General features: G+C 70.4%; 19 protein-coding genes and 4 pseudogenes. 15 read left to right on the forward strand and 8 right to left on the reverse strand.

The window, feature by feature from the left end; genetic code table 11:
* Positions 1–20: 20 nt before the first annotated feature.
* Together AB0I23_RS11440 and AB0I23_RS11445 are read right to left on the reverse strand one after the other, a co-directional pair.
* Complete coding sequence (locus tag AB0I23_RS11440) at positions 21–242, reverse strand: hypothetical protein (RefSeq protein WP_359109014.1); 222 nt, start codon at positions 240–242, stop codon at positions 21–23.
* A gap of 68 nt (positions 243–310) precedes the next feature.
* Positions 311–871, reverse strand: coding sequence for an SDR family NAD(P)-dependent oxidoreductase (locus AB0I23_RS11445; RefSeq protein ID WP_359109015.1), 561 nt, complete (start codon positions 869–871; stop codon positions 311–313).
* A gap of 260 nt (positions 872–1,131) precedes the next feature.
* Here AB0I23_RS11445 and AB0I23_RS11450 point away from each other — a divergent pair, with 260 nt between their 5' ends.
* The 8 genes and pseudogenes from AB0I23_RS11450 to AB0I23_RS11485 all read left to right on the forward strand — a co-directional run.
* A complete protein-coding gene (locus tag AB0I23_RS11450; RefSeq protein WP_359109016.1) occupies positions 1,132–2,760 on the forward strand; it encodes a sensor histidine kinase in 1,629 nt (542 codons plus the stop codon).
* Positions 2,757–3,164, forward strand: a complete 408-nt coding sequence (locus AB0I23_RS11455) for a roadblock/LC7 domain-containing protein (RefSeq protein WP_359109017.1) — start codon at positions 2,757–2,759, stop codon at positions 3,162–3,164. The genes AB0I23_RS11450 and AB0I23_RS11455 overlap by 4 nt, the downstream gene beginning before the upstream one ends.
* Entirely contained in the window at positions 3,161–3,532 is a 372-nt protein-coding gene (locus AB0I23_RS11460; protein ID WP_359109018.1) for a DUF742 domain-containing protein, read from the forward strand. Before AB0I23_RS11455 ends, AB0I23_RS11460 begins: the two co-directional genes overlap by 4 nt.
* Positions 3,513–4,127, forward strand: a complete 615-nt coding sequence (locus AB0I23_RS11465) for a GTP-binding protein (RefSeq protein WP_359109019.1) — start codon at positions 3,513–3,515, stop codon at positions 4,125–4,127. The genes AB0I23_RS11460 and AB0I23_RS11465 overlap by 20 nt, the downstream gene beginning before the upstream one ends.
* Positions 4,128–4,195: 68 nt before the next feature.
* Positions 4,196–5,803, forward strand: coding sequence for a cytochrome P450 (locus AB0I23_RS11470; RefSeq protein WP_359109020.1), 1,608 nt, complete (start codon positions 4,196–4,198; stop codon positions 5,801–5,803).
* 80 nt (positions 5,804–5,883) lie between these two features.
* Entirely contained in the window at positions 5,884–7,230 is a 1,347-nt protein-coding gene (locus tag AB0I23_RS11475; protein ID WP_359109021.1) for a 6-phospho-beta-glucosidase, read from the forward strand.
* A gap of 836 nt (positions 7,231–8,066) precedes the next feature.
* Positions 8,067–10,160, forward strand: a complete 2,094-nt coding sequence (gene fusA, locus AB0I23_RS11480; protein WP_359109022.1) for an elongation factor G — start codon at positions 8,067–8,069, stop codon at positions 10,158–10,160.
* Positions 10,161–10,777: 617 nt separating this feature from the next.
* Positions 10,778–11,017, forward strand: a pseudogene (locus AB0I23_RS11485) (carbohydrate-binding protein); the annotation flags it as partial.
* A gap of 191 nt (positions 11,018–11,208) precedes the next feature.
* On the opposite strand, the gene AB0I23_RS11490 reads toward AB0I23_RS11485, so the two are convergent.
* Together AB0I23_RS11490 and AB0I23_RS11495 are read right to left on the reverse strand one after the other, a co-directional pair.
* Positions 11,209–11,652 carry a hypothetical protein gene (locus tag AB0I23_RS11490; protein WP_359109023.1) on the reverse strand — a complete coding sequence of 148 codons (444 nt, stop codon included), beginning with the start codon at positions 11,650–11,652 and terminating at the stop codon, positions 11,209–11,211.
* Positions 11,646–12,104: an ATP-binding protein gene (locus AB0I23_RS11495; RefSeq protein WP_359109024.1), complete on the reverse strand. Its 459-nt coding sequence runs from the start codon at positions 12,102–12,104 to the stop codon at positions 11,646–11,648. Before AB0I23_RS11495 ends, AB0I23_RS11490 begins: the two co-directional genes overlap by 7 nt.
* 204 nt (positions 12,105–12,308) lie before the next feature.
* Here AB0I23_RS11495 and AB0I23_RS11500 point away from each other — a divergent pair, with 204 nt between their 5' ends.
* Both AB0I23_RS11500 and AB0I23_RS11505 read left to right on the forward strand, forming a co-directional pair.
* Positions 12,309–13,169, forward strand: coding sequence for a helix-turn-helix domain-containing protein (locus AB0I23_RS11500; protein WP_359109025.1), 861 nt, complete (start codon positions 12,309–12,311; stop codon positions 13,167–13,169).
* Positions 13,170–13,172: 3 nt separating this feature from the next.
* Entirely contained in the window at positions 13,173–13,415 is a 243-nt protein-coding gene (locus AB0I23_RS11505) for a DUF397 domain-containing protein (RefSeq protein ID WP_359109026.1), read from the forward strand.
* Positions 13,416–13,588: 173 nt separating this feature from the next.
* On the opposite strand, the gene AB0I23_RS11510 is transcribed toward AB0I23_RS11505, so the two are convergent.
* Together AB0I23_RS11510 and AB0I23_RS11515 are read right to left on the reverse strand one after the other, a co-directional pair.
* Entirely contained in the window at positions 13,589–15,076 is a 1,488-nt protein-coding gene (locus tag AB0I23_RS11510) for a membrane-associated oxidoreductase (RefSeq protein WP_359109027.1), read from the reverse strand.
* Positions 15,077–15,136: 60 nt separating this feature from the next.
* Entirely contained in the window at positions 15,137–15,553 is a 417-nt protein-coding gene (locus AB0I23_RS11515) for a cupin domain-containing protein (protein WP_359109028.1), read from the reverse strand.
* A gap of 70 nt (positions 15,554–15,623) precedes the next feature.
* On the opposite strand from AB0I23_RS11515, the pseudogene AB0I23_RS11520 reads away from it, so the two are divergent.
* The 4 genes and pseudogenes from AB0I23_RS11520 to AB0I23_RS11540 form a co-directional block, all read left to right on the forward strand.
* A pseudogene (locus tag AB0I23_RS11520) lies at positions 15,624–15,770 on the forward strand (AraC family transcriptional regulator); the annotation flags it as partial.
* A gap of 30 nt (positions 15,771–15,800) precedes the next feature.
* Positions 15,801–16,259, forward strand: a complete 459-nt coding sequence (locus AB0I23_RS11525) for a YchJ family protein (protein WP_359109029.1) — start codon at positions 15,801–15,803, stop codon at positions 16,257–16,259.
* Positions 16,260–16,769: 510 nt separating this feature from the next.
* A complete protein-coding gene (locus AB0I23_RS11535; protein WP_359109031.1) occupies positions 16,770–18,041 on the forward strand; it encodes an amidohydrolase family protein in 1,272 nt (423 codons plus the stop codon).
* A 38-nt stretch (positions 18,042–18,079) separates the two neighbouring features.
* On the forward strand, positions 18,080–19,345 hold the full coding sequence (locus AB0I23_RS11540) for an amidohydrolase (protein ID WP_359109032.1): 1,266 nt from the start codon (positions 18,080–18,082) through the stop codon (positions 19,343–19,345).
* Positions 19,346–19,719: 374 nt separating this feature from the next.
* Here AB0I23_RS11540 and cynS read toward each other — a convergent pair.
* Both cynS and AB0I23_RS11555 read right to left on the reverse strand, forming a co-directional pair.
* Positions 19,720–20,073: pseudogene (gene cynS, locus AB0I23_RS11550) on the reverse strand (cyanase); the annotation flags it as partial.
* 12 nt (positions 20,074–20,085) lie between these two features.
* A pseudogene (locus tag AB0I23_RS11555) lies at positions 20,086–20,569 on the reverse strand (carbonic anhydrase); the annotation flags it as partial.
* A 152-nt stretch (positions 20,570–20,721) separates the two neighbouring features.
* On the opposite strand from AB0I23_RS11555, the gene AB0I23_RS11560 reads away from it, so the two are divergent.
* Positions 20,722–21,372, forward strand: coding sequence for a GntR family transcriptional regulator (locus AB0I23_RS11560; protein ID WP_359109033.1), 651 nt, complete (start codon positions 20,722–20,724; stop codon positions 21,370–21,372).
* The last annotated feature ends 40 nt before the right edge of the window (positions 21,373–21,412 follow it).

Below are 21,412 nucleotides of genomic sequence, written 5' to 3' on the forward strand. Positions count from 1 at the left end.
CGGCGGTTGGACGATCGCCGTCAGACGGCTTGCTCGGGCCGCCGGCTCACCCGCGGGTGCACGGCCAGGATCAGCACACACCCCACCGCGGCGGCCGGCGCGAACTCGTCCATCGCCGGCGCCATCCCCTGGTACGTGACCAGCGGCCCGGCGGCGACGGCGGGCAGCCCGAGGCCCGCGTAGACGATCGTGCAGAACGTCACCGGGACGGGTCCCCGTGCCTCCGGCACCTCGGCCGACACGGCGGCGGTGATCTGAGCGCGGCGGCCTCGGACACGGTGACTGTGTCATGCGTGAGGAATCGGCTGCGTCAGCCGGAATCCGATGTCCAGCGATTCGATGGTGTATCCCCGCGTCGGTCCCCTGATGTGCTCGTACTCCCTCGTCTGACAGTTTTGCTGGTGGTGCGTCCCGTGGTGGGCGCCCGAAGACATGATCGGGGGGTGACGGCTCGGACTGCCGTATAGCCGCCGTCCACGACGAGTTCGGTGCCGGTCGCGAAGCGGGCCCCTATGATGCTGCCGGAACACGCAGGCAGCATGTGGCGCACGGGGTGCTTGGTGCAGAGCCAGGTGCCCTTGACGTTGACCGCGAAGAAGGCGTCGAACTCCTTCTCCGTCGCCTCGTGCGCGGGCTTGATCGGACCGGTGATCCCGGCGTTGTCGACCAGGCCGTCGATCCGCCCGTGCGCCGCGACGAGGTCGTCGAAGGCGCGCTCGACGGCCCGCTCGTCGGCGACGCCCAGTTCGCGGTAGTCGTCCGCGCCTCCGGTGTATGTCCCGGCCGGGGCCCTGTCGGCGACGACGGTTGCGCCCAGTGAGGTGAGGACCCGGCAGATCTCCGCGCCGATATCCGATCCTTCGATCCGCATCGATCACATGTGCCTGAAGGGTTTCGCGACGCTTCGGTGCTAGTCACTCCTTGTGTGCGACTGGATGCGGTGCGTGTAAAAACTCGTGAGTGTATTACCGCGGGAGCGCTCGCGCAGACGGTTGGATGAATGTGCCGAAGCGCTGTTTGGATCTGACTAAGCTCACGCGCAGTGAAGTCGAGTTGATATGAATTCGAGCACTTGTTCCGTCGTGCCCTGCACGTGCGCTTACATCCCGAATCAACCGCCAGAGGTCTTAGATGGCTCGTGTTGAATCACCGCCGATCCACCGAGAAATCCCCCTTGCCCGAGCCGCGTTGCTCCCCGTGCTCCTGACGGCCGGCGCGACGGCCGCGGCCGCGGCGCTGGTTTCCGGGGCCGCCCGGATGCCAGTCGTCTGGTGCGGTGCGGTCGCCACCGCCGTGATCGCCTCGCTCGCCGTCGCGCTGGCCCGTCGCGCCCGCGCGATGCGCAGGCAGCGAGCGGAGTACGAGCACAGGCTCGCCGTCCTGGAACGCCGCCTCGCCACCCATGACGAAGAGGCCGTCCGGATCAACAAGGAGCTCCTGCCGGCTGCGATCCACCGGCTCCGTGTGGGCAACTCGCCCGACGAGGTGCTGCGCGACATCGTCGATGCCGATGAGGTCTACCGCGACCTTCCCGACGCCCAACGCGCCCTCGTCCACACGGTGCTGGACATCATCGACAACGAAGAGGCGCTGCGCGACTCCGCGCAGCGCGCCTTCGTCAACGTCGCCCGGCGCGTCCAGGCGATCGTCCACCGGCAGGCCAGCGAGCTGCGGGAGATGGAGGAGCATCACGGGCGCAACCCCGACGTCTTCGACGACCTGCTCCGCATCGACCACGGCACCGCGCTGATCGGCCGGCTCGCCGACTCCATCGCGGTACTCGGAGGCGCCCGCCCCAGCCGTCAATGGCCCAAGCCCGTACCGCTGTTCAGTGTGTTGCGCGGCGCCATGTCCCGGATCCTCGAATACCCGCGCGTCGACCTGCACTCGGTCGCCAAGGTCGCCGTCATCGGCACCGCCGTCGAACCGCTCATCCACGCCTGCGCCGAGCTCCTCGACAACGCCACCCGCTACTCGCCGCCGCAGACCCGCGTGCATGTCACCGCGGTCGAGGTCCAGACCGGCATCGCCATCGAGATCGAGGACGGCGGCATCAGCCTCAGCGAGGAGGCCCGTGCGCGGGCCGAGAACATGCTCGCCCGGGCCCAGGCCGGGTCCAATATGAACGACCTCGGCGAGTCCCCCCGGCTCGGCATGGCCGTCGTCGGCCGGCTCTCCCGGATGTACGACCTCCAGGTCTCGCTGCGGCAGTCCGCGTACGGCGGCGTCCGCGCCGTACTCATCGTGCCCCGCGCCATGATCACTACCGGTCCCGCCCCCGGTATCGCCCACGGGATCGGCGCCACGTCGAGGCCCACCAGCGACATCGACCTGGCGGACATGAACCACGTCGTCCCGCCGCGCAGCAAGCGCCGCAAGCCTCTCCCGGTGGAATCCCTCCCGGCCACCGGACCGGTCGCCTCCGACTCCCGGCCGGTTGCCGCGTCGTCCGCCATGGAGGACGCCGCCCCCGTGGTGACCGAGTGGACCGCGGGCGGACTCCCGCAGCGCCGCAGCCGCGGCCGCGCGCCACTGGGCTCGCACAACCTTCCCGCGCAGCCCGCCGCCCCGCCCCCGGGACAGCGCAACGGTCACGCCAACGGGAGCGACAGCGGGAGCGACAGCGGGAGCGACAGCGGCAAGGAGCAGCCCCCAGGGCTCTGGCTCGAGGCCTTCACCAACGCCGTCAACGGCGTGCCGCAGGAGCCGAAGACCGGCGAAGACACCGATGACGTGTGGGACAAAGGAGACCTGAAGTGATCCAGCAGCGGGGAAATATGGACTGGATGCTCAAGGAACTGGCCGACGACGTCCCGGACATCCATCAGATCGTGGTGCTCTCCGCGGACGGCCTGCGCATCGCCCGGCACGGAGGCGACCTCGATGTCGCCGACCGCCTGGCGGCGGCCTGCGCCGGACTGCAGAGTCTGGCGGCCGCCGTCGCCTCCGAAATCCCTTACAGCGACGGCCTGATGCGGCTCGTCGTCATCGAAGTAACCGGCGGATTCTTCTACTTGATGGCCGCGGGGACCGGTGCGTACCTCGCCGTCCTCGCCGGAGAGACGGTGGACGCTGGACTCGTCGGAGCGCGGATGCGCGACATGGTCGTCCGGATCGGCGCCCATCTCACGAGCCCGCCGCGCCATGACGGGCAGGCCGGATGAGCTCTCCCCGACGAGAACGCCGGAAGGCCGATCCGGCGCTGAACGACCCGGAGCGGCTGTACGTCATCACCGGTGATCCCGACGGCGGCGAACGGGCGGCGCTCGACCTGGTCACGATGGTCGTGGCGAAGGAGCGGCCGACGCCGACGGTCCAGCCCGAGCAGGCCGTGATCCTGCGGCTCTGCCAGGCACCGTTGTCCGTCGCCGAGATCTCGGCCTACCTCGGTCTGCCGTTCAGCGTGGTGACCTCGCTCCTCACCGAACTCCTCGCGAGCGAACTGATCGAATCGCGCGCGCCCATCGTCCGCGCCGCTCTCCCGGACAGGTCCCTTCTCGAAGCGGTGATGCATGGACTTCAGAAACTCTGACACGATCACCGGCCCCAGGACCGAGGACGTCCTTCCGGCCACGGCCACCGCCGCCGTGAAGGTGGTCATCGTCGGCGGGTTCGGGGTCGGCAAGACGACCATGGTCCGGTCCGTCAGCGAGATCCGGCCCCTGACCACCGAAGAGACCATGACTCAGGCCGGGGTCGGCGTGGACGACAACTTCGGGGTGGAGAGCAAGACCGCCACCACGGTCGCCATGGACTTCGGCCGGATCAGCATCAGCGAGGAGCTGATCCTCTACCTCTTCGGCACCCCGGGCCAGGAACGCTTCTGGTTCCTGTGGAACGGCCTCTTCGAGGGCGCCCTCGGCGCCGTCGTCCTCATCGACACCCGGCGCCTCGAGGTCAGCTTCGACGTGATCGGACGCCTGGAAGAACGCGGTGTGCCGTTCGTCGTCGCCGTCAACACCTTCCCGGACGCCCCGAAGCACCCCGTCGAGGCGTTGCGCGGCGCGCTGGACCTGCCGGACGAGGTGCCGGTGATCGACTGCGATGCCAGACTGCGCGGCTCCAGCCGCGATGTGCTGATGACCCTGATGCGCTATCTGCACAGCCTGGCCGTCCCGCTCACCTGACCACCGCCTGCGCGAACCCCGTCTGATCATTCGTCCTGATCCTTGGAAGCCTGATCCCTGGAGCGATCGTGACAACCCCTTTCCACCACGAGCCCGGAGCGGCCATGGGGCCGGTTCCGCCCCCCGAATGCCCGGCCCACGGACTCGGTGTCGGACCCGGCGGGCTGCGCCGGTTCTATGGCCCCGAGGCCGAGCGGGACCCGGCAGGGCTGTACGACAAGCTGCGCGCCGAACACGGCACGGTGGCGCCGGTCCTGCTGCACGGAGACGTCCCCGCCTGGCTGGTGCTCGGGCACAGCGAGAACCTGCACATGACCCGTACCCCCTCGCAGTTCTCCCGCGACTCCCGGCACTGGCGGGCCCTGCGTGACGGCAGCGTCGCCCCCGACCACCCGCTGGCCCCGATCTTCACCTGGCAGCCGGTCTGCGTCTTCGCCGACGGCGCCACCCACGAGCGGCAGCGCGGCGCGGTCACCGACAGCTTGGAGCGCATCGACCACCGCGGCGTCCGCCGCCAGATCAACCGCTACAGCAATCGGCTCGTCGACGAGTTCTGCCACGACGGCCGTGTCGACCTGGTCAGCCAGTTCGCCGAGTTGTTGCCGATGATGGTGATGTGCGAGATCCTCGGCATGCCCGAGGAGTGCAACGACCGGATGGTGCACGCCGCCCGCGACATGACCCGGGGCACGGCGACAGCCGTCGCGAGCAACGCGTACGTGGTCGCAGCGCTGAACCGGCTCGTCCGGCGCCGCCGGACCGAACCCGCCGCCGACTTCGCCACCTGGCTCGTCGAGCATCCCGAGGGCATGACCGACACCGAGGTCACCGAGCATCTGCGGCTGATCCTCATCGCCGCGTACGAGGCGACCGCCAACCTGATCGCCAATGTGCTGCGGATGGTCCTCACCGACCCACGGTTCCGGGCCAGGCTCAGCGGCGGCCACATGACAGTGCCGGAGGCGGTCGAACAGATCCTCTGGGACGAGCCGCCGTTCACCGCGGTTTTCGGCCGTTGGGCGGTCGGCGACACTGAGCTGGGCGGGCAGCGGATCAGGGCGGGCGACGCGCTGATCGTCGGCATCGCACCGGCCAATACGGATCCGGTGGTTCGGCCCGACCTGGCCGCCGACATGGAGGGCAACCGCGCGCATCTGGCGTTCAGTGGCGGACCGCACGAGTGCCCCGGTCAGGACATCGGACGGGCGATCGCGGATGTCGGCGTCGACGCCCTGCTGATGCGTCTTCCCGACCTCGAACTCGCCGTCCAGGAAAGTGAGTTGAATTGGATCGGGAACATCATCTCCCGGCATCTGGTCGAGTTGCCGGCCGGCTTCGCGGCGCGCTTGCCGCAGGACGACAACGAGCCGCCGCCGATGGGACGGCGCAAACCGCCGCGTGAGGACTGGGAGGTGCAGTCGCCGGACCGGACCGCCGCGCCCGTTCCGGCGGGGGTGGCTGCGGAGGCCGGGCAGGGCCAGGGCCCCGTCGGCGGGGTGCGGACCGAGACATCGCCCCACGGTGCGTCCGCCGGCCCCTCCGGCCGGATCCCACAGCAGCGCGGGCCGGCCGCACCGGCGCGGCTGTGGCGCGCGGTGACACGGTGGTGGAGCGGCTACGGACCGGGCCGTCCGCGGGACGACGTGCGTGACGGGCCGGTGGCCCGAGATCTCTGACCCCGGGCCACCGTTCTGCGCGATGCTGCCGTGGTGGCGGGCACAGCGCAGGCACAAGGTCCCCCGTACCATGCGGAAGCGTGAAGCTGACAATTCTGGGCGGCGGCGGATTCCGGGTTCCACTTGTGTACGGGGCGTTGCTCGCCGACCACGCCGAGGGCCGTGTCACCGCCGTCACCCTGTACGACACGGACGCCGACCGGCTCGACGCCATCGCCCGCGTCCTCGCCGATCAGGCCGAGGGAGTGCCGGACGCACCCGCAGTCCTTGGCACCACCGAGCTCGACGAGGCACTGCGCGGTGCCGACTTCATCTTCTCCGCCATCCGGGTCGGCGGTCTCGAAGGACGTGCCGCCGACGAAAGGGTGGCCCTCGACGAAGATGTGCTCGGGCAGGAGACGGTCGGCGCGGGCGGTATCGCGTACGGACTGCGGACCGTCCCCGTCGCCGTCGACCTCGCCCGCCGCATCGCCCGGCTCGCCCCGCACGCCTGGGTCATCAACTTCACCAACCCGGCGGGTCTGGTCACCGAGGCGATGTCCCGTCACCTCGGCGACCGGGTCATCGGCATCTGCGACTCCCCGGTGGGCCTGGGCCGCCGGATCGCCCGGACCCTCGGCGTCGACCCCGAGCGGGCCTCGATCGACTATGTCGGCCTCAACCACCTGGGCTGGGTCCGTGGGCTGCACGTCGACGGCCGCGACGAACTGCCGCGTCTGCTCGCCGACCCGCACCTGCTCGGTTCGTTCGAGGAGGGAAAGCTCTTCGGCACCGACTGGCTGCAGTCACTCGGTGCCATCCCCAACGAGTACCTGCATTACTACTACTTCAACCGGGAAGCCGTCCGCGCCTACCAGGAAGCGGAGCAGACCCGCGGCGCCTACCTCCGCGACCAGCAGGAGGGCTTCTACGCCCGGGTGAAGGACCCGGCCGCTCCCGCGTTCCCGGCCTGGGACCGGACCCGCGCCGAGCGCGAGGCCACCTATATGTCGGAGAACAGGGAGGTCGCCGGGGTCGGCGAGCGCGACGAGAGCGATCTGGAGTCCGGCGGGTACGAGCAGGTCGCCCTCGCACTGATGCGGGCCGTCGCCCGTAACGAAAGGACCTCGCTCATCCTCAATGTCCGTAACCGCACCACGCTCTCGGTGTTCGATGCCGACGCCGTCATCGAAGTGCCGTGCCTCGTCGACGCGAACGGCGCCCATCCCGTCGGCGTCGACCCCCTCCCGTACCACGCCGTAGGACTGGTCGCCGCGGTCAAGGCCGTCGAACGCGCCGTCCTGGACGCGGCCGCGAGCGGCTCACGCGCGACGGCCGTGCAGGCCTTCGCGCTGCATCCCCTCGTCGACTCGGTCTCGGTCGCCCGCAGGCTGGTCGACGGGTACACGAAGGTCCATCCCGGACTCGCCTATCTGAACCGGCCTTGAGGCCCGGCCCCCGGCTCCTGGTACCCGCCTTCGGGTTCGTACGTACGCGAAGACGAAGCCGGATGTCGGCCCCGGAACGAGGGCGGGTTCCCCGGCCGGTGCACCGAAACCCACCCGCCCCGGCCCCGGGCGCCCGCCCCGCCCGTCGGCGATCAGCAGTCGAAGCGGTCCGACGCCCCGGACCCGACGTGGTCAGCCGGTTCACGCCGGCTCGGCAGTTGCTGGTGCGGCGTGAAAGGCTCGGCGTCGCCGACGTGGTGCGGTGCGTGGTCGCGCTGCAGGCGCAGGCGTTCGCCGACCGGCCTCGGGCGACTGCGGGGCCCGAGTGCCCGCCGAGTCCCTGAGCATGCGATCGTGCTGCACCCGGGTGGCGCGCCCGGACACTTTGGCCTGGACCTACCCGGGGATCACACCTTTCTCCGGTGCGTATGGCGACGAGCGTGCACACGGAGTCGAACTTCCGCGCGGGAAAGTCGGTTTCCCGCCCGAACCCGGTTCCCTACACTGACGGGAATCGCGCCACCACGACAACGTGGCGCGCGCCGTGACGAGTTGAGGGGAGCCCGGCCGTGCGCTGTCGTACCGCTGTTGTTGTTCCCCGGTCGCGGTACGAGGTGATTCTGGTGTCTTCGTGCGCCCGGTGCCGGCTGCGCGGCCGGAACCGGATGTCCGTGACGAACACCTGACTCCTGTCTGCCCGCTGCCGAGTCAACCGGTCGGGAACATCCCGATGAAGGTTGCGCCGCATCAGGGGTTCCCGCGTGGCCTGACCGCAGGCCCGTTCGTCCCGGGAATCGCGCTGACCCGCTCCGGAACACCCCGAAAGGCCATGGGCCGTGCGCACCAACCTGAACCGTCATCTCGCAAGCCCGCTGACCGGCGTCCGCAACCTCGGCATCCTCGCTCACGTCGATGCCGGCAAGACCACTGTCACCGAACGGATCCTGTACGTCACCGGGTCCACGTACAAGCGTGGCGAGGTCCATGACGGGACGACCGTCACCGACTTCGATTCCCAGGAACGCGACCGTGGGATCACCATCTTCGCCGCTGCGGTGAGCTGTGCCTGGGACGGGCACCGGATCAATCTGATCGATACCCCGGGCCACGTCGATTTCTCCGACGAGGTGGAGCGCTCGCTGCGGGTGCTGGACGGCGCGATTGCGGTGTTCGACGCTGTCGCGGGAGTCGAGCCGCAGAGCGAGTCGGTGTGGCGGCAGGCCGATCGGCACGGGGTGCCGCGGATCGCCTTCGTCAACAAGCTGGACCGTGCCGGTGCCGACCTCGACACGGCGGTCGAGTCGATCCGGGCGCGGCTGCATCCGGCGCCGCTGGTGGTCCAGTTGCCGATCGGAGAGGAGGACGGGTTCACCGGGGTGGTGGATCTGCTGCGTATGCGGTCGCTGGTCTGGGTCCGCGACACGTTCGAGGAGGGCCCGGTGCCGGAAGCGCTGCGCGACGAGGCGATCCGGCGTCGCCGACTGCTGGAGGAAGCGGTGGCGGAACTCCACCCGGTCGCGTTGGAGGAGTTCTGTGCGGAGTCGACGGTCTCCGCGCAGACTCTGGCCTCCGCGCTGCGCGACCTGACCCGTACCGGCGAGGGCGTGGTGGTGTTGTGCGGCTCGGCCTACCGCAACTGCGGGATCGAGCCGCTGCTGGAGGCCGCCGTGGCCTATCTGCCCTCGCCGCTGGACGTGCCGGCGGTACGCGGTACCCACGGCGGCGTCGTGCAGGAGCGGGCCGCCGATCCGGCGGAGCCGTTCGCGGCGCTGGTGTTCAAGGTGAATTCGACCGCCACGGGGCGGCTGACGTACCTGCGCGTGTATTCCGGAACGATCGAGAGGGGAGATGCGGTGCTGGATGTCGGCGCGCGGCGCACCGAGCGCATCGGACGGATTCTGCGGGTCCAGGCCGACCACCACTCGGAGACGGACCGGGCGGTGGCCGGGGACATCGTCGCGGTGGTCGGGCTGAAGTCGGCCCGCGCCGGGACTACGTTGTGTGTACCCGCGGCTCCTCTGGTTCTCGAACCGCCGACCGTCGCCGACCCGGTGGTCTCCGTGGCGGTCGAGGCCCGCAGGAGCACCGATACGGACCGGCTGGTGTCGGCGCTGGCGCGGCTGGTCGAGGAGGATCCCTCGCTTGCGGTCAGGACCGACCGCGAGACGGGACAGACGGTGCTGTCGGGGATGGGCGAATTGCATCTGGAGGTAGCGGTGGAGAAGATCCGGCGCGCCCATGGACTGGACGTCGGTATCGGTTGGCCCAGGGTGGCCTACCGGGAGACCGTCGCGCGCGGTGTGGCGGGGCTGGTGTACCGGCATGTCAAACAGGACGGAGGCGCCGGCCAGTTCGCCCAGGTCGTCCTCGACACGGAGCCGCTGGAGTCCGCTGCGGACACGTCCGGTGACAACGGCAGCGGCGGGGCGGTGGACTTCGTGTTCCGGTCGACTGTCGTCGGTGGCAGGGTGCCGCAGGAGTTCGTCCGGGCGGTGGAGGCCGGCTGCCGGGATGCTCTTGCCGAGGGTCCTCTCGGCGGTCACCCGGTGACCGGGCTGCGGGTCACACTGACCGACGGAGCCACCCATGCGAAGGACTCCTCGGAGATGGCCTTCCGGACGGCGGGCCGGCTCGCGCTTCGCGAGGCTCTGCGCGCCGGTGTCATGGTGCTGCTGGAACCGGTGGTCGAGGTCACGGCCACCGTGCCCGATGACGCCGTGGGCGGGGTGCTCGGCGACCTGGCGGCACGGCGCGGCCGGGTCTCGGGTTCGGTCGCACGGGCGGGTACGGCGGTGATCACCGCGACCGTGCCGCTGGCCGAGTTGTTCGGTTATGCGACCCGGTTGCGCAGCCGGACCCAGGGCCGGGGGACTTTCACCACCCGTCCCACCGGCTTCGCCCCGGCGCCCGACGGGATTCCGTCCCGGTGACATCACGGCCGTCCCCGCCCTGACCGGGCCGTCCTTGCCCGAACTCAGCCGGCCCCGCCCGAACCCGGGCGGGGCCGGCCCGGCCCCGCCGCTCCGCCGCCCGGCCGGGCGGCCGTACGGGACATCGGGCGCCGTGCAGGTGGGCAGTTCGACCCAGGGCTCGGGGTGGTCGGCGGTGGGGCGGTGCACCAGGGCGCCGTAGCCGCGCTCGAACGCGCGACGGGCCGCGGTGAGCGCCCGGGCACCGAGAGCCTCGGTCAGGGCGCGGTCGTCGATGCTGCCGGGGGACCGGTCACGGACGGGGGAGGGGACGGCTTCCGCCTCGGCCTCGGCGTGGCGCTGACAGGCGAGGACGAGGGCGATGAGGTGGCGGCACACGCCCGGTGCGGCGCAACTGCAGCCGCCGTCGTCCGGACCGGCGCCGGGTGGCAGGACTGTCGTGGTGCCGTCGTCGAAGCGAGCGCTCACGGTGGTGTCGGGCCCGGTGGTGGGCGCGGGCGCCGTGCCCGCGTCCAATTCCTTCGTGGCGCGCTTGACCAGGCCACGATGCCGCCACCACCCTCCAGGGTGAACAGGCCACCGACCTCAAAGGGACCGGACGCGGCGACGCGGCGCCCGGAGTAGTCGGTTCCGGTGACCGGATCGGGTTCCGCAGCGTTCAGTTCGGCACGGGCACCGAGCACCTGACGGTCCGCCTCGCCGCACCGGGCCGCGGTACACAGGGCGTGCTCCAGGTGCGTCCGGACAATGCGGACGGGCTGCTCGCGGGCGTGCTCCGGGTGCGGCCGGCCGGCGGTACGGACGCCTGGCAGGAACAGCCGGCGAAGCTGCTGCGCACGGTGAGCGGGCGACACGACGCCTACCTCGTCGCGGCCGGTGGCTCCACCGTCGCCGCCGTCGACTGGCTGACCTTCCGCGGCCGAGTACGGCCAGGGCCTCTCGTCGGGATCACGCCGGGCTCGCGAGCGCGGAATGATCCGAAGGAGAGGCCCGACGGAGCCGCGGCGGCGGTGACGACGCCTCGGCCCCCTGGGCCGTACAGGCCGGATCAGCCGGCGGGTACCGTGCGCGGACCACCGGCCACCGCCCAGGACGGCGTCACACCCGTGACCTGGCACACCATCAGGAAGAGCGGGATGGGTGGGGTGTACGGCGTGCGACTGTCGGGTGCGTGGATCAGTCGGGGCCGCACGGCGGGGACGTACGCGCCCCTGGCGTAAGCGACCTGCGACGGCCAGTCCAGATCGAGGTCCGAGCCCGCCGGTACGATCCACCACCAGCGGTCGGCGTCCGCGAAGACGCAGCCGGTGCGCGGCAGATGGGACAGGAGCTGGAAGCCGTACCCGGCAGGTACCCCCACCGCGTCGCAGCCCAGGCTCGCCGACAGCGCGGGAGGCAGCGGCAACTGCACGAGGCCACCCCCGGTGCCGGGCGGCCGGGACTCGCGGGAGCGGTGCGATCCGAGCAGATGGGACATCGCGCTCCTCAACATGACTGCTCCGTGCCGTGCGGCAGTTCCGCCCAGACGATGCGGCCCGAACCGTCGCCCGCGTCGCGGGACCCCCAGGCGCTGCTCAACGCGTCGACGAGCAGCAGGCCGCGTCCGTGCTCGTCGTCGGCGGTGCGGCACAGCTTCGGGCCGTCCGGCTGGTGCCCCTGGTCCTGGACGGCTATGCGCAGCCGTCTCTCGAGGCAGCGCAGCTCGCACACGACGCGCGCGCTCATGGTGTGCACCACCGCGTTGGTGACCAGTTCCGACACGATCAGGATCGCCGCGTCGTGGGCATCCGCGTCCAGCTGCCACTCGTCCAGCCGGGTCCGGGTCAGCCGCCGTGCACCGGCGACCGACTCCGGGTGCGCGGGGAGCGCGAAGCAGTATCGGAGCGCTTCCGTCCCGGGGCTGAGGTCGATGAGCCGGGGGATGAGCGCACTGCCAGGTGCCACGACCGATTCCTCACAGTGGGGGCTTCGTCACGTCTCGCATCTCAGGGCAGGGAGCGGACACGACTGAGTGAACTGGTTCACTCACCAACTCTCCCCCTGTAACGAACACTTGGCAAGGGGCACTCTGAAAATTTCAGAGTGGCAGTGTCTTTGGAGGCATACGCATGGCACACTGCTCGCAAACAGTGCATCGGGAGGTCTCAAGTGAGCGAACCGCGGTCCGCCCCGACCGTGGGTCAGGTCGTTCTCGGCAAGCGCCTGCAGGATCTGCGGGAGCGGGTCGGCCTGAGCCGTGACCAGGCTGCCAAGGTGCTCCGGGTCGCTCCCGCGACGATACGCAGGATGGAGACCGCCGAGGTCGCGCTCAAGATCCCCTATGTGCAACTGCTCCTGAAGGCCTACGGGATCGCCGACGAGGAGGCCGAATCCTTCGTCGAGCTGGCCGAGGAGGCCAACAAGCCCGGCTGGTGGCAGCGGTTCCACGACGTCCTGCCCGACTGGTTCAGCATGTACGTCAGCCTGGAGGGCGCAGCGAGCCTCCTGCGCATGTACGAACCGCACTTCGTCCCCGGACTCCTGCAGACCGAGGACTACGCCCGATCGGTGATGCGTAGCGGCGCCGTCGGCCACACCCGGCCCGAGGACATCGAGCGCCATGTCGCACTGCGGATGGAGCGGCAGTCCCTGCTGACGCGGCCGGACGCCCCGAAGCTGTGGGTGGTGATGGACGAGACGGTCCTGCGCCGCCCCGTCGGCAGCGTCGATGTCATGCGCGCGCAGACCGACCGGCTGCTGGACGTCACCGAGATGCCCCATGTGACACTGCAGATCGCGGAGTTCGCGACCGGCCATCACCCTGGCACCTACGGCCCGTTCGTCCTCTTCCGCTTCGCCGTCCCCGAACTGCCCGACATGGTGTACAGCGAGTACCTGACCGGCGCCGTCTACTTCGACGCGCGCCCCGAGGTGGCCTCCTACCTCGAAGTCATGGACCGCATGGCGGCTCAGGCCGCAACTGCACAACGCACGAAGGAAATCCTCCGGGACTTCCGCAAGGAGCTGTGATCGATGGACTCCATATACAACGGCATGCCGGCCGGCGAACTCGGCTCCGAAGGCTGGTACAAGCCGTGGAGCGGTGGGAACGGCGGCAACTGCGTCGAGGCCATGAAGCTGGCCGACGGCAGAGTCGCTGTACGCCAGTCCGCGGATCCCGACGGCCCCGCCCTGATCTACACCCACCTTGAGATCGCCGCCTTCATCCAGGGAGCCAAGGCCGGCCAGGCGGACTTCCTCCTTACCGGAATCTGACGCGTCCGGCGTCCGTCCTTGTCGCACTCAGTCTCAGTTCGCCGGTCCACGGACCGCAGGAGCGCGCCATGACCGGGCACGACCCCCCAGCCCATCGAGATCGACACCAGCAAGCCGCATCCCGCCACGCGGGCGTGGCCCGCAAACCCTGCCCCGGGCCGTCACCGGCGTGCTCACTGCCTGCTGACCGACCGGGTGATGCCCGCGGCGATCGTCGTCGCGAGCAGCCACCCGGTCGCGATGAGGAGGTACGACAGCCACTGGTACCAGCCCTGCGGATTGAACGCCCGCTCCTGCCCGAAGTCGACGATCGGCAGGAGCAGGTCCAGTGTGTAGACGAACGGACTGAACGGCGGAGCCTCGTCCGCCTTCAGCGGGCTCGGATGATGCACCGCGTACACCAGCGACCCGGCCAGCAGCAGCGTGAAGAGCCAGGCGGCGGCCCGCACCGGCCGGAAGCCGTACCCGACGGTGACATCCTGGAGATGCCCCCACAGCCGTGCGTACGCGGGCAGGGTGGTGCGGTGTCTGCGCTGCTTGGCGAGGAGCACCGTGCGCGCGGCGTCGTCGTCGCCGATCCGCCGGTACGCCTCCGTCAGCTGCTCGTACGCGTACGGCACATAGCCCTCCTCCTCCCGTTCGAGCAGCGGCAGCCGCCGCTCGGCCGGCAGATGGGGGAGGAGCGTGGTGTACATCAGCCCGTCGAGCCGGACCTGCTCCGGCCAGACCGACGGGGTGGCATGGATGAGGTCGGCCTTCGCCCGGCGCAGATTCACCCTGCCGTCGATCGGGGCGGCCTCCCGGAGCCAGAGTTCGCCGATCGTGCTGCTGCTGGCGCGGAGCGCCACGCCGCCCGGGTTGGACAGCCGGGCGTACGCGAGGTTGAGCTGCCCCGGTATCCGGGCGCCACGCAGATCGACCCGCCCCTGGACCCGGATCCGCATCCCGTGCAGATCGGAGCCGACACCGAGATTCTCGGCATGCAGTGCGGTCGCCCCGGGGTTGCACAGGTGGGCGTCGTCGAGCAGGATCTGGCCGGTGACGGCGGCGCCGCCGAGCCGGGTCTCGCCGTGCACGACGAGACCGGGCCACCACAAGTCGTCCTCGACGACCGCGTGATTGAGCTGCAGCACCGCCTCGCCGCTGGGCGCGGTCGTACCGTCCGCGTTCACTCCGATGCGGGTCCGGTCGAAGAACAGGGCCTGGGCGATCTTCGAACCGCCGAGCCGGACCGGGCCGGAGATCCGGCAGTCGGTGAGCCGCAGCACGCCGTCGACGTGGACGGTCGCCGCGGTCAGTCCCGGCAGCACCGAACCGCTCAGCGCCAGCTGCCGCAGCCGCGCGCCGTACAGGTTCGGCACCTGGTCGAACCGGCATCCGGACAGCGCGACCGCGCACTCCGTGGTCGCGTACCGGATGTTCAGAGCGCCGGTGATCCGTGCGCCCAGCACCCGCAGAGCGGGCACCTGCCCCTCCTCCTGCGGGCCGCCGACCAGCAGCGCCCTGAGCACCTCGGCACGTACCGTGCGCTCAGGACCCCAGGTGTCCCCGGTCTCCGGATCGTCCTCGGCCGGCACCCCCGTACGGAAATCGACGGCTGTGCCGCGCGGGAAGGCGTCCCGGACGCGGCGCTCGGCGACAGTCAGCTCGGTGATCTCCATCGGCGGGACTCTGGCCCGCAGCCCGACGGAGTGTCAACCCCCCGCTGCTCCGACCCGTGTTCAGCCTCCCAAGGCGTGTCCGGTCGTCGCGTCGACATGTCCGGGTACGTCGTCGTGCCGGTCGCCCACCGTCGACGTACCGGACGGCTCGAACAGCAGCAGCGAGGCGCCGTCCGCCGAGAACGGCTTGTGCCAGGTGGAGCGGGGGACGACGAACACCGCGCCCCGGTCGAGCGTGACCGTGCGCTCGCCGCCGTCCTCGCGCAGGACGATGTCGAGTGTGCCGTCGAGGACGAGGAAGAACTCGTCGGTGTCGTCATGGACGTGCCAGACATGCTCGCCCCGGACCTTCGCGACCCGTACGTCGTAGTCGTTGACGCGGGTCACGATCCGCGGACTCCACAGGGTCTCGAACGTCGCGAGGGCCTCGCTCAGCAGGATGGGGTCCGGGCCGGCCTTCGTCGTGTCATCGCTCATGATCCCATCCTCGGTGCTGGGCCCCACGAAGGGGAAGTGCTATGAATCGCACAGGGCGCAAGAATCCTCGCGTCTGCTGGAGCGCGGCGAGGAACGCCTCGATGTGGTCGCCCGAGCCGGCGGACTCGCTACGGCGACGAACCTGCGCGCCCGGCTGCGCCGCCGTACCGGGCTCACCCCCACCGAGTACCGGCGCAGGTTCACCCTGACGCACTGACCCGGTCCCGCCGCAGGTCACAATGGACGCATGTCCCGACGCAGCACACGCCCCCGGCAGCCCTCCGCCGCAAGCACCCGGACCGCCCCGGCCACCACGATCACTGCGGCCTCACCGTGCCCGTGCGGCCTGCTCGCCACGTACGCCGACTGCTGCGGTCGTCTGCACGCCGGGACCGCCGCCGCGCCGACCTGCGAGGCACTGATGCGTTCGCGGTACGCCGCCTTCGTCGTGCAGGACGCGGGGTATCTCCTCCGTACCTGGCACCCGGACACCCGGCCGCCCGTCGTCGACTTCGATCCCGGAATGCGCTGGGTGCGCCTGGAGATCCTGGAGACGACGGACGGCAGCGCCTTCCACACCACGGGCACGGTCACTTTCCGCGCCCACTACACGGACCAGGGCCGACCGGACTCACTCCATGAGAAGAGCCGGTTCGTCCGGTACGAGGGCGCCTGGGTCTACGCGACGGCGGTCTTCGTCGACTGACGGCCGGCCCGCGGCCGGCTCAGTCGAAGACGGACATCGCGTGCGGTGGAGCGTCGGTTTCTCGGCCTCGTCGACCAGCGCCACCGCGAGCCCGGCGTACTTCTCGGGGTCCCTGACCACCGCGGTGACGTGGTGCCCAGGCATACGCGCCTCGGCGGTGACCGTACGCCCCCGCCGGCCGCCCGCGCCGAAAACGACCATGCCACTCATGGTCCAGCCCCCTTCCGATGGCGACTCCCGCCACTGACAAGGGCGGTATCCACCGGATGCTGGTCACCTCGGCGTGAACGGGCGTGAAGGGCGCGCACTTCGTGCTGAGCAAGAACGTCATCCACGAGGCGTGGTGAGCTCGCGTTCGCCCACCCGAGGTTTTGTATACCAATACCTGTCCAGCAGAAGGTGTCAATACGTGGATTGTTCGGGATTAATCAGGCGACACCTTGTCTGCCTCATTCATTTGGTATACAAAAAGTGGGCCGGAGGCATGGATCAAACGCCCAGGAGTCCGCCATGTGTGTCGAGTCAGTCCCACCCCCCTCCAGCCGGGTCACCCGTCGCGGAGTGCTGGCGGGTGCCGCCGTCCTGGCCGGCAGCGCCGCCGCGCTCGGTGCCGCGCCCCAGGCCTTGGGTGCCACCCCGAAGGGCGCCCAGCGCACCGGGGACCTGATCATCGAGGGCGGCACACTGCTCGACCCGAAGACCGGTGAGGTCACCGAGGACGCGGTCGTCGTCATCCGTGGCGGAGTGGTGCGCACGGTCGGGGCCCGCGGTCGTGTGGACACGCCGGACGACCTGCCGCGCCTCGACGCACAGGGTCGCTGGGTGCTGCCCGGTCTGGTGGACGCGCACATCCACATCAACACCGTCGCCGAGGCACGGGACGCGGTCCGCCAGGGCGCGACCAGCGCACGCAGTGGCTCCACCAATTTCTACCAGGACATCGCCGTACGGGAGTTGGCCCGCCGGCTGCCTGAATCGGCGCCGAGACTCAGCGCCGCGGGCATCTTCGTCACGCCCGACCTCGGCGACACGATTCTCGCCGACCCGGACCTCACCCCGCTGGCCCGCCTGAAGGACGGCGTGCGGTCGGCCGAGGCGCTGCGCCGCGTGGTCGAGGTGAACCTCTCCCGCGGCGCCGACGTGATCAAGACCCGCGTCAACGAACGTGCCGGCCTGCCCGAGCAGGACCCGCTCGCACAGGTGTACTCGTACGAGCAGCTGTCCGGGATCGTGTCCGCCGCACGCCGTGGCGGCAAGGGGGTCCTCTGCCACAGCTACAGCCGCGAGGGCTGCCACGACGCCGTGACCGCGGGCATCCGCTCCCTGGAGCACGGCGTCTTCGTCGGGGAGCACACCCTCCACGAAATGCGCCGCCGGGGTACGTACTTCACCCCCACCCTCACGGCCATCGCCGGGCTCGCCGACTCCGACAACCCGATCCTGGCCGAGCGTGGGCGCGCCTACCTGCCGATTCTCAGGCGTGCCGTGCTTGACGCGCACGAGATGGGCGTACCGCTGGCGGCAGGCACCGACTCCTCCGGCGGCCGGGTCCGCCCCATCGGACGGGAGGTGGAGCTGATGAAGGAGTCCGGCCTGTCCGCGCTGGACGCCATCCGTACGGCGACCACGTCCGCTGCCCGACTCCTCGGCCAGGAGCGGACCCTGGGCCGGCTGGCCCCCGGATTCAGCGGTGATGCCGTCCTCCTGTCCGGTGACCCGCACGAGGATGTGTCCCTTCTCAAGACGCCGGTCCGCGTCGTCCGACAGGGCCTCCCGCTCTGACCTCGCTGCACTCACCCGATCCCAAGGAGTCCTCGCACATGACGTTCCGTAGCTCAGCGGCCGACCCGTCCACGGCATCCACATCGGCTCGCGCCGACGCCGGGACAAGACCGCTGAGGGACGTGGTCTTCCGTAATGTGCGGCCCTTCGGGGCGCGCGAGCCGGAGGATCTGGTCGTGGTCGACGGCCGGATCGGTGAGGGTGCGGCTCCTGCGGGGGCCGATGTGATCGACGGTGACGGCCGGATCGCCCTGCCGTCCTTGGTGGATGCGCACATTCACCCGGACAAGACGACATGGGGTGGTGAGTGGGTGTCGCGCAAACCGGCCGATTCGATCGCCGAACTGGCCGAACAGGAAGCGGAGTTGTTCCGCAGTCAGCGGCGTCCGGTGGGGGAGCGGGCGTACGGCCTGATGGCCCACGCGGTGACTCGAGGCACCCGCGCGATGCGTGCGCACGCGGATGTCGCCCCGGCCTACGGGCTGGCCTGCGTGGAAGGGCTCGCCGAGGCTCGTGAGCGCCTGAAGCATGCCCTGGACGTGCAGACCGTGGCGTTCCCGCAGCACGGTGTCATCCGCACACCGGGTACCGCGGACCTGCTCGAGGAGGCGGTCCGCAGCGGGGTCGTGGACTTCATCGGCGGCATCGACCCGATCGGCTTCGACAACGCCATGGACGAGCAGCTGGATCTGGTCTTCGGTCTCGCCGACCGCTACGGCGTCGGGGTGGACATCCACCTCCATGACCGCGGCGACAAGGGCGTGCCGGTCCTGCGCGGCATCATCGACCGCACCCGGGCGCTGTCCCTGCGCGGCAGGGTCACCGTCAGCCATGTTTTCTGCCTTCCGTCCCTGTCCGACAGTGAACTGGCAGGTATTGCAAAGGACTTGGCCGACCTCGACATCTCGCTGACGACTGTCGCGCCGAGTGCGTCGCTGGTGCTGCCGGTCGCCAAGCTCCGTGAGTACGGTGTACGGGTCGGTCTGGGCTCGGACGGGGTGCGCGACTCGTGGAGCCCGTTCGGGAACGCTGACATGCTGCACCGTGCGCACATCCTGGGCCGGGTGACCGGCGTGCGCCTGGACCAGGAGCTGACGGACTGCTTCGAGGCGGGCGCGTACGGCGGCGCCGAGGTGATGGGTCTGGACCGGGCCGACCTGCGGCCCGGCTCGCCGGCCGACTTCATCCTCGTACGCGGAGAAGGGCTGCCGCAGGTCGTGGTGGACATGCCCACCCGTGACCTGGTCGTCCATGGCGGCCGGGTCGTCGCCCGCGACGGAAAGCTGGTCCAAGACCGTCTGTAGTCGCATGCTGCTGCAGGCGGTGCGTCACTTCCGCAACAGCCGGGCGATCTCGTCGTAGCCGCGCTCCTCGGCGTGCTCGAGTGCCGTCGTGCCGGACTTGTCCGCGATGGACGGGTCCCCGCCCCCGTCCAGGGGGAGCTTCACGGACTCCTGGTGGTCCTCTCCGCCGTCGCCGAGGATGACGGCCTCCAGGAGGGCGGTCCAGCCGAGTTGTTGACGTCGTCGACGTCGACGACGATGTCCAGGTTGGTGGTGACCTCCCGGATGTAGTCGACGTGACCGTGCTCACCGGCCGGGATGAGGGACATGCCGCCGTACCGGTTGACGATGGTGTGGCCGGGGTCGGCCTTCGCCAGGGTGCGGGCCATGGCGGCGCCGAACTGCTCGTGGACCAGGGCCTTGAGGGTGGTGCCGTAGACCTGGAGCATCTCGTAGAAGCGGTAGATCGTCGGGTCGGTCGGGATGCCGCCGGGGGATGGAGCCACGGGTCGGGGTGGTCTGCAGGAGCAGCACCGCTTCCTCGTCAAGGCCGAGGAGCCTACCGACCGCGTTGGCGGAGTCCTCGGGCAGCGCGTGCCAGGCCCAGTACGGCGGCCGTCACGAAGGCCACGGACAGACCGGCCGCGTCAGCGATCTCCTGCCATGTCAGGTCCTTGCTGGTGTTGGCCGCAACAGCGGCCGCGGACACGGCCTCACGGGCGGTGGGGGGAGAACCCGGCATGAATCATGAGGGTTTTCTTTCATGGGCGCCGGCCCGGGGGAGGCGCGGCAGGTGAGGGGGAGAGCGGGAACGGACCGGCCGGGGGCCAGGCCGCCGCGGAGGCGCGATCGATGTCGTCGAGCGTCCGGGCCGCCCCGGACGCGATGTCGAACATCCAGCCATGCAGTGAGAGTTGCTGCTCGGCGAGCGCGCGGGCCACTGAGGGGTGGGTGCGCAGGTTCTGCGGCTGCGCGACCACATTCGCGCGTACGAGGGTGGTCACCCTGGACTCGGCCGATGCGGCGGGGAGCCGCGGTCTCCCGAGCCATGGCGCGGGCCGCGTCCGCATGCCGCAGCCAGTCCGCGATCACCGGGGCCGCGCTCAGGTCGTGCCCCTCGGCCTGGGCGGTCATCGCACCGCACGCCGAGTGACCGCAGATGACGATGCCGGTCACACCGGGTACGGCAACGGCGTACTCGATGCTCGCTGCGACACCGTCCGCGCCAGGCCCGTAGGCGCGTACCGGAGCGCGGCGGCTCGGGCCTTCACCCGGCTCGCCGGCCGCCTGGTGCGGGAGCGGGGCTACGCGCACGCCTGACCGTGACGGGTGCGGTCGGCGGAGGACCGCGGTATACCAAACCTGACGTTCCTCGACGTGATGAGAGAATGAGCGACATGGCAGGTTCTGAAGGCTTCGAGCCCGAGTCGGATCGGGTCACTCGTCAGTTGCGCGACGACATTCTCGATGGTGTGCGTCGGCCCGGCAGCAAGCTCGTCGAGCGTGAGCTGGCCGCAGAGCTCGGAGTGAGCCGGCTGCCCATCCGCGATGCCCTGAAGGCACTGGTGACGGAGGGCCTTGTGACGCCCCGGCCGCGGACCTGGGCGGTGGTGCGGGAGTTCAACCCCACCGACGTCTCGGACCTGGGCGAGGTGCGTTCCGCGCTGGAGACGCTGACGTTCCGGCTGGCGGCTCAGCGGCGTACCCGCGCGGGGCTGGAGAAGCTGCGCGCCGACCTCGATGCCGAGCTGGAGGCGGCGCGGCGCGGAGACGCCGTACAGGCGAGGCGCGCCGCGGCCGACTTCCACGAGACAGTGACGTCACTGGCCGCGAACGAGCTGCTGAGCGAGCTGGAGCGCACCCTTCGCAGCCGCATGCGCTGGCTGCTCAGCCGGCACGACGACCTGCTGGGTGTGGCGAGGGAGCACGAGAATCTTTACGACGCGATCGTGGCGCGGGACGTGCCGCGCGTCGAGGAGCTCGTGCTGAAGCACCTGGAGATGGGCCGCAGCGCGGCTGCGGCCCATTTGTGGTCCTCCAACGAGTAGGCGGAGCAGGTCGGTTGAGCGTCACGCGGGCGCTCGTGCG

The organism is Streptomyces atratus, assembly GCF_040655115.1.
Taxonomy (GTDB): Bacteria; Actinomycetota; Actinomycetes; order Streptomycetales; family Streptomycetaceae; genus Streptomyces; species Streptomyces atratus_D.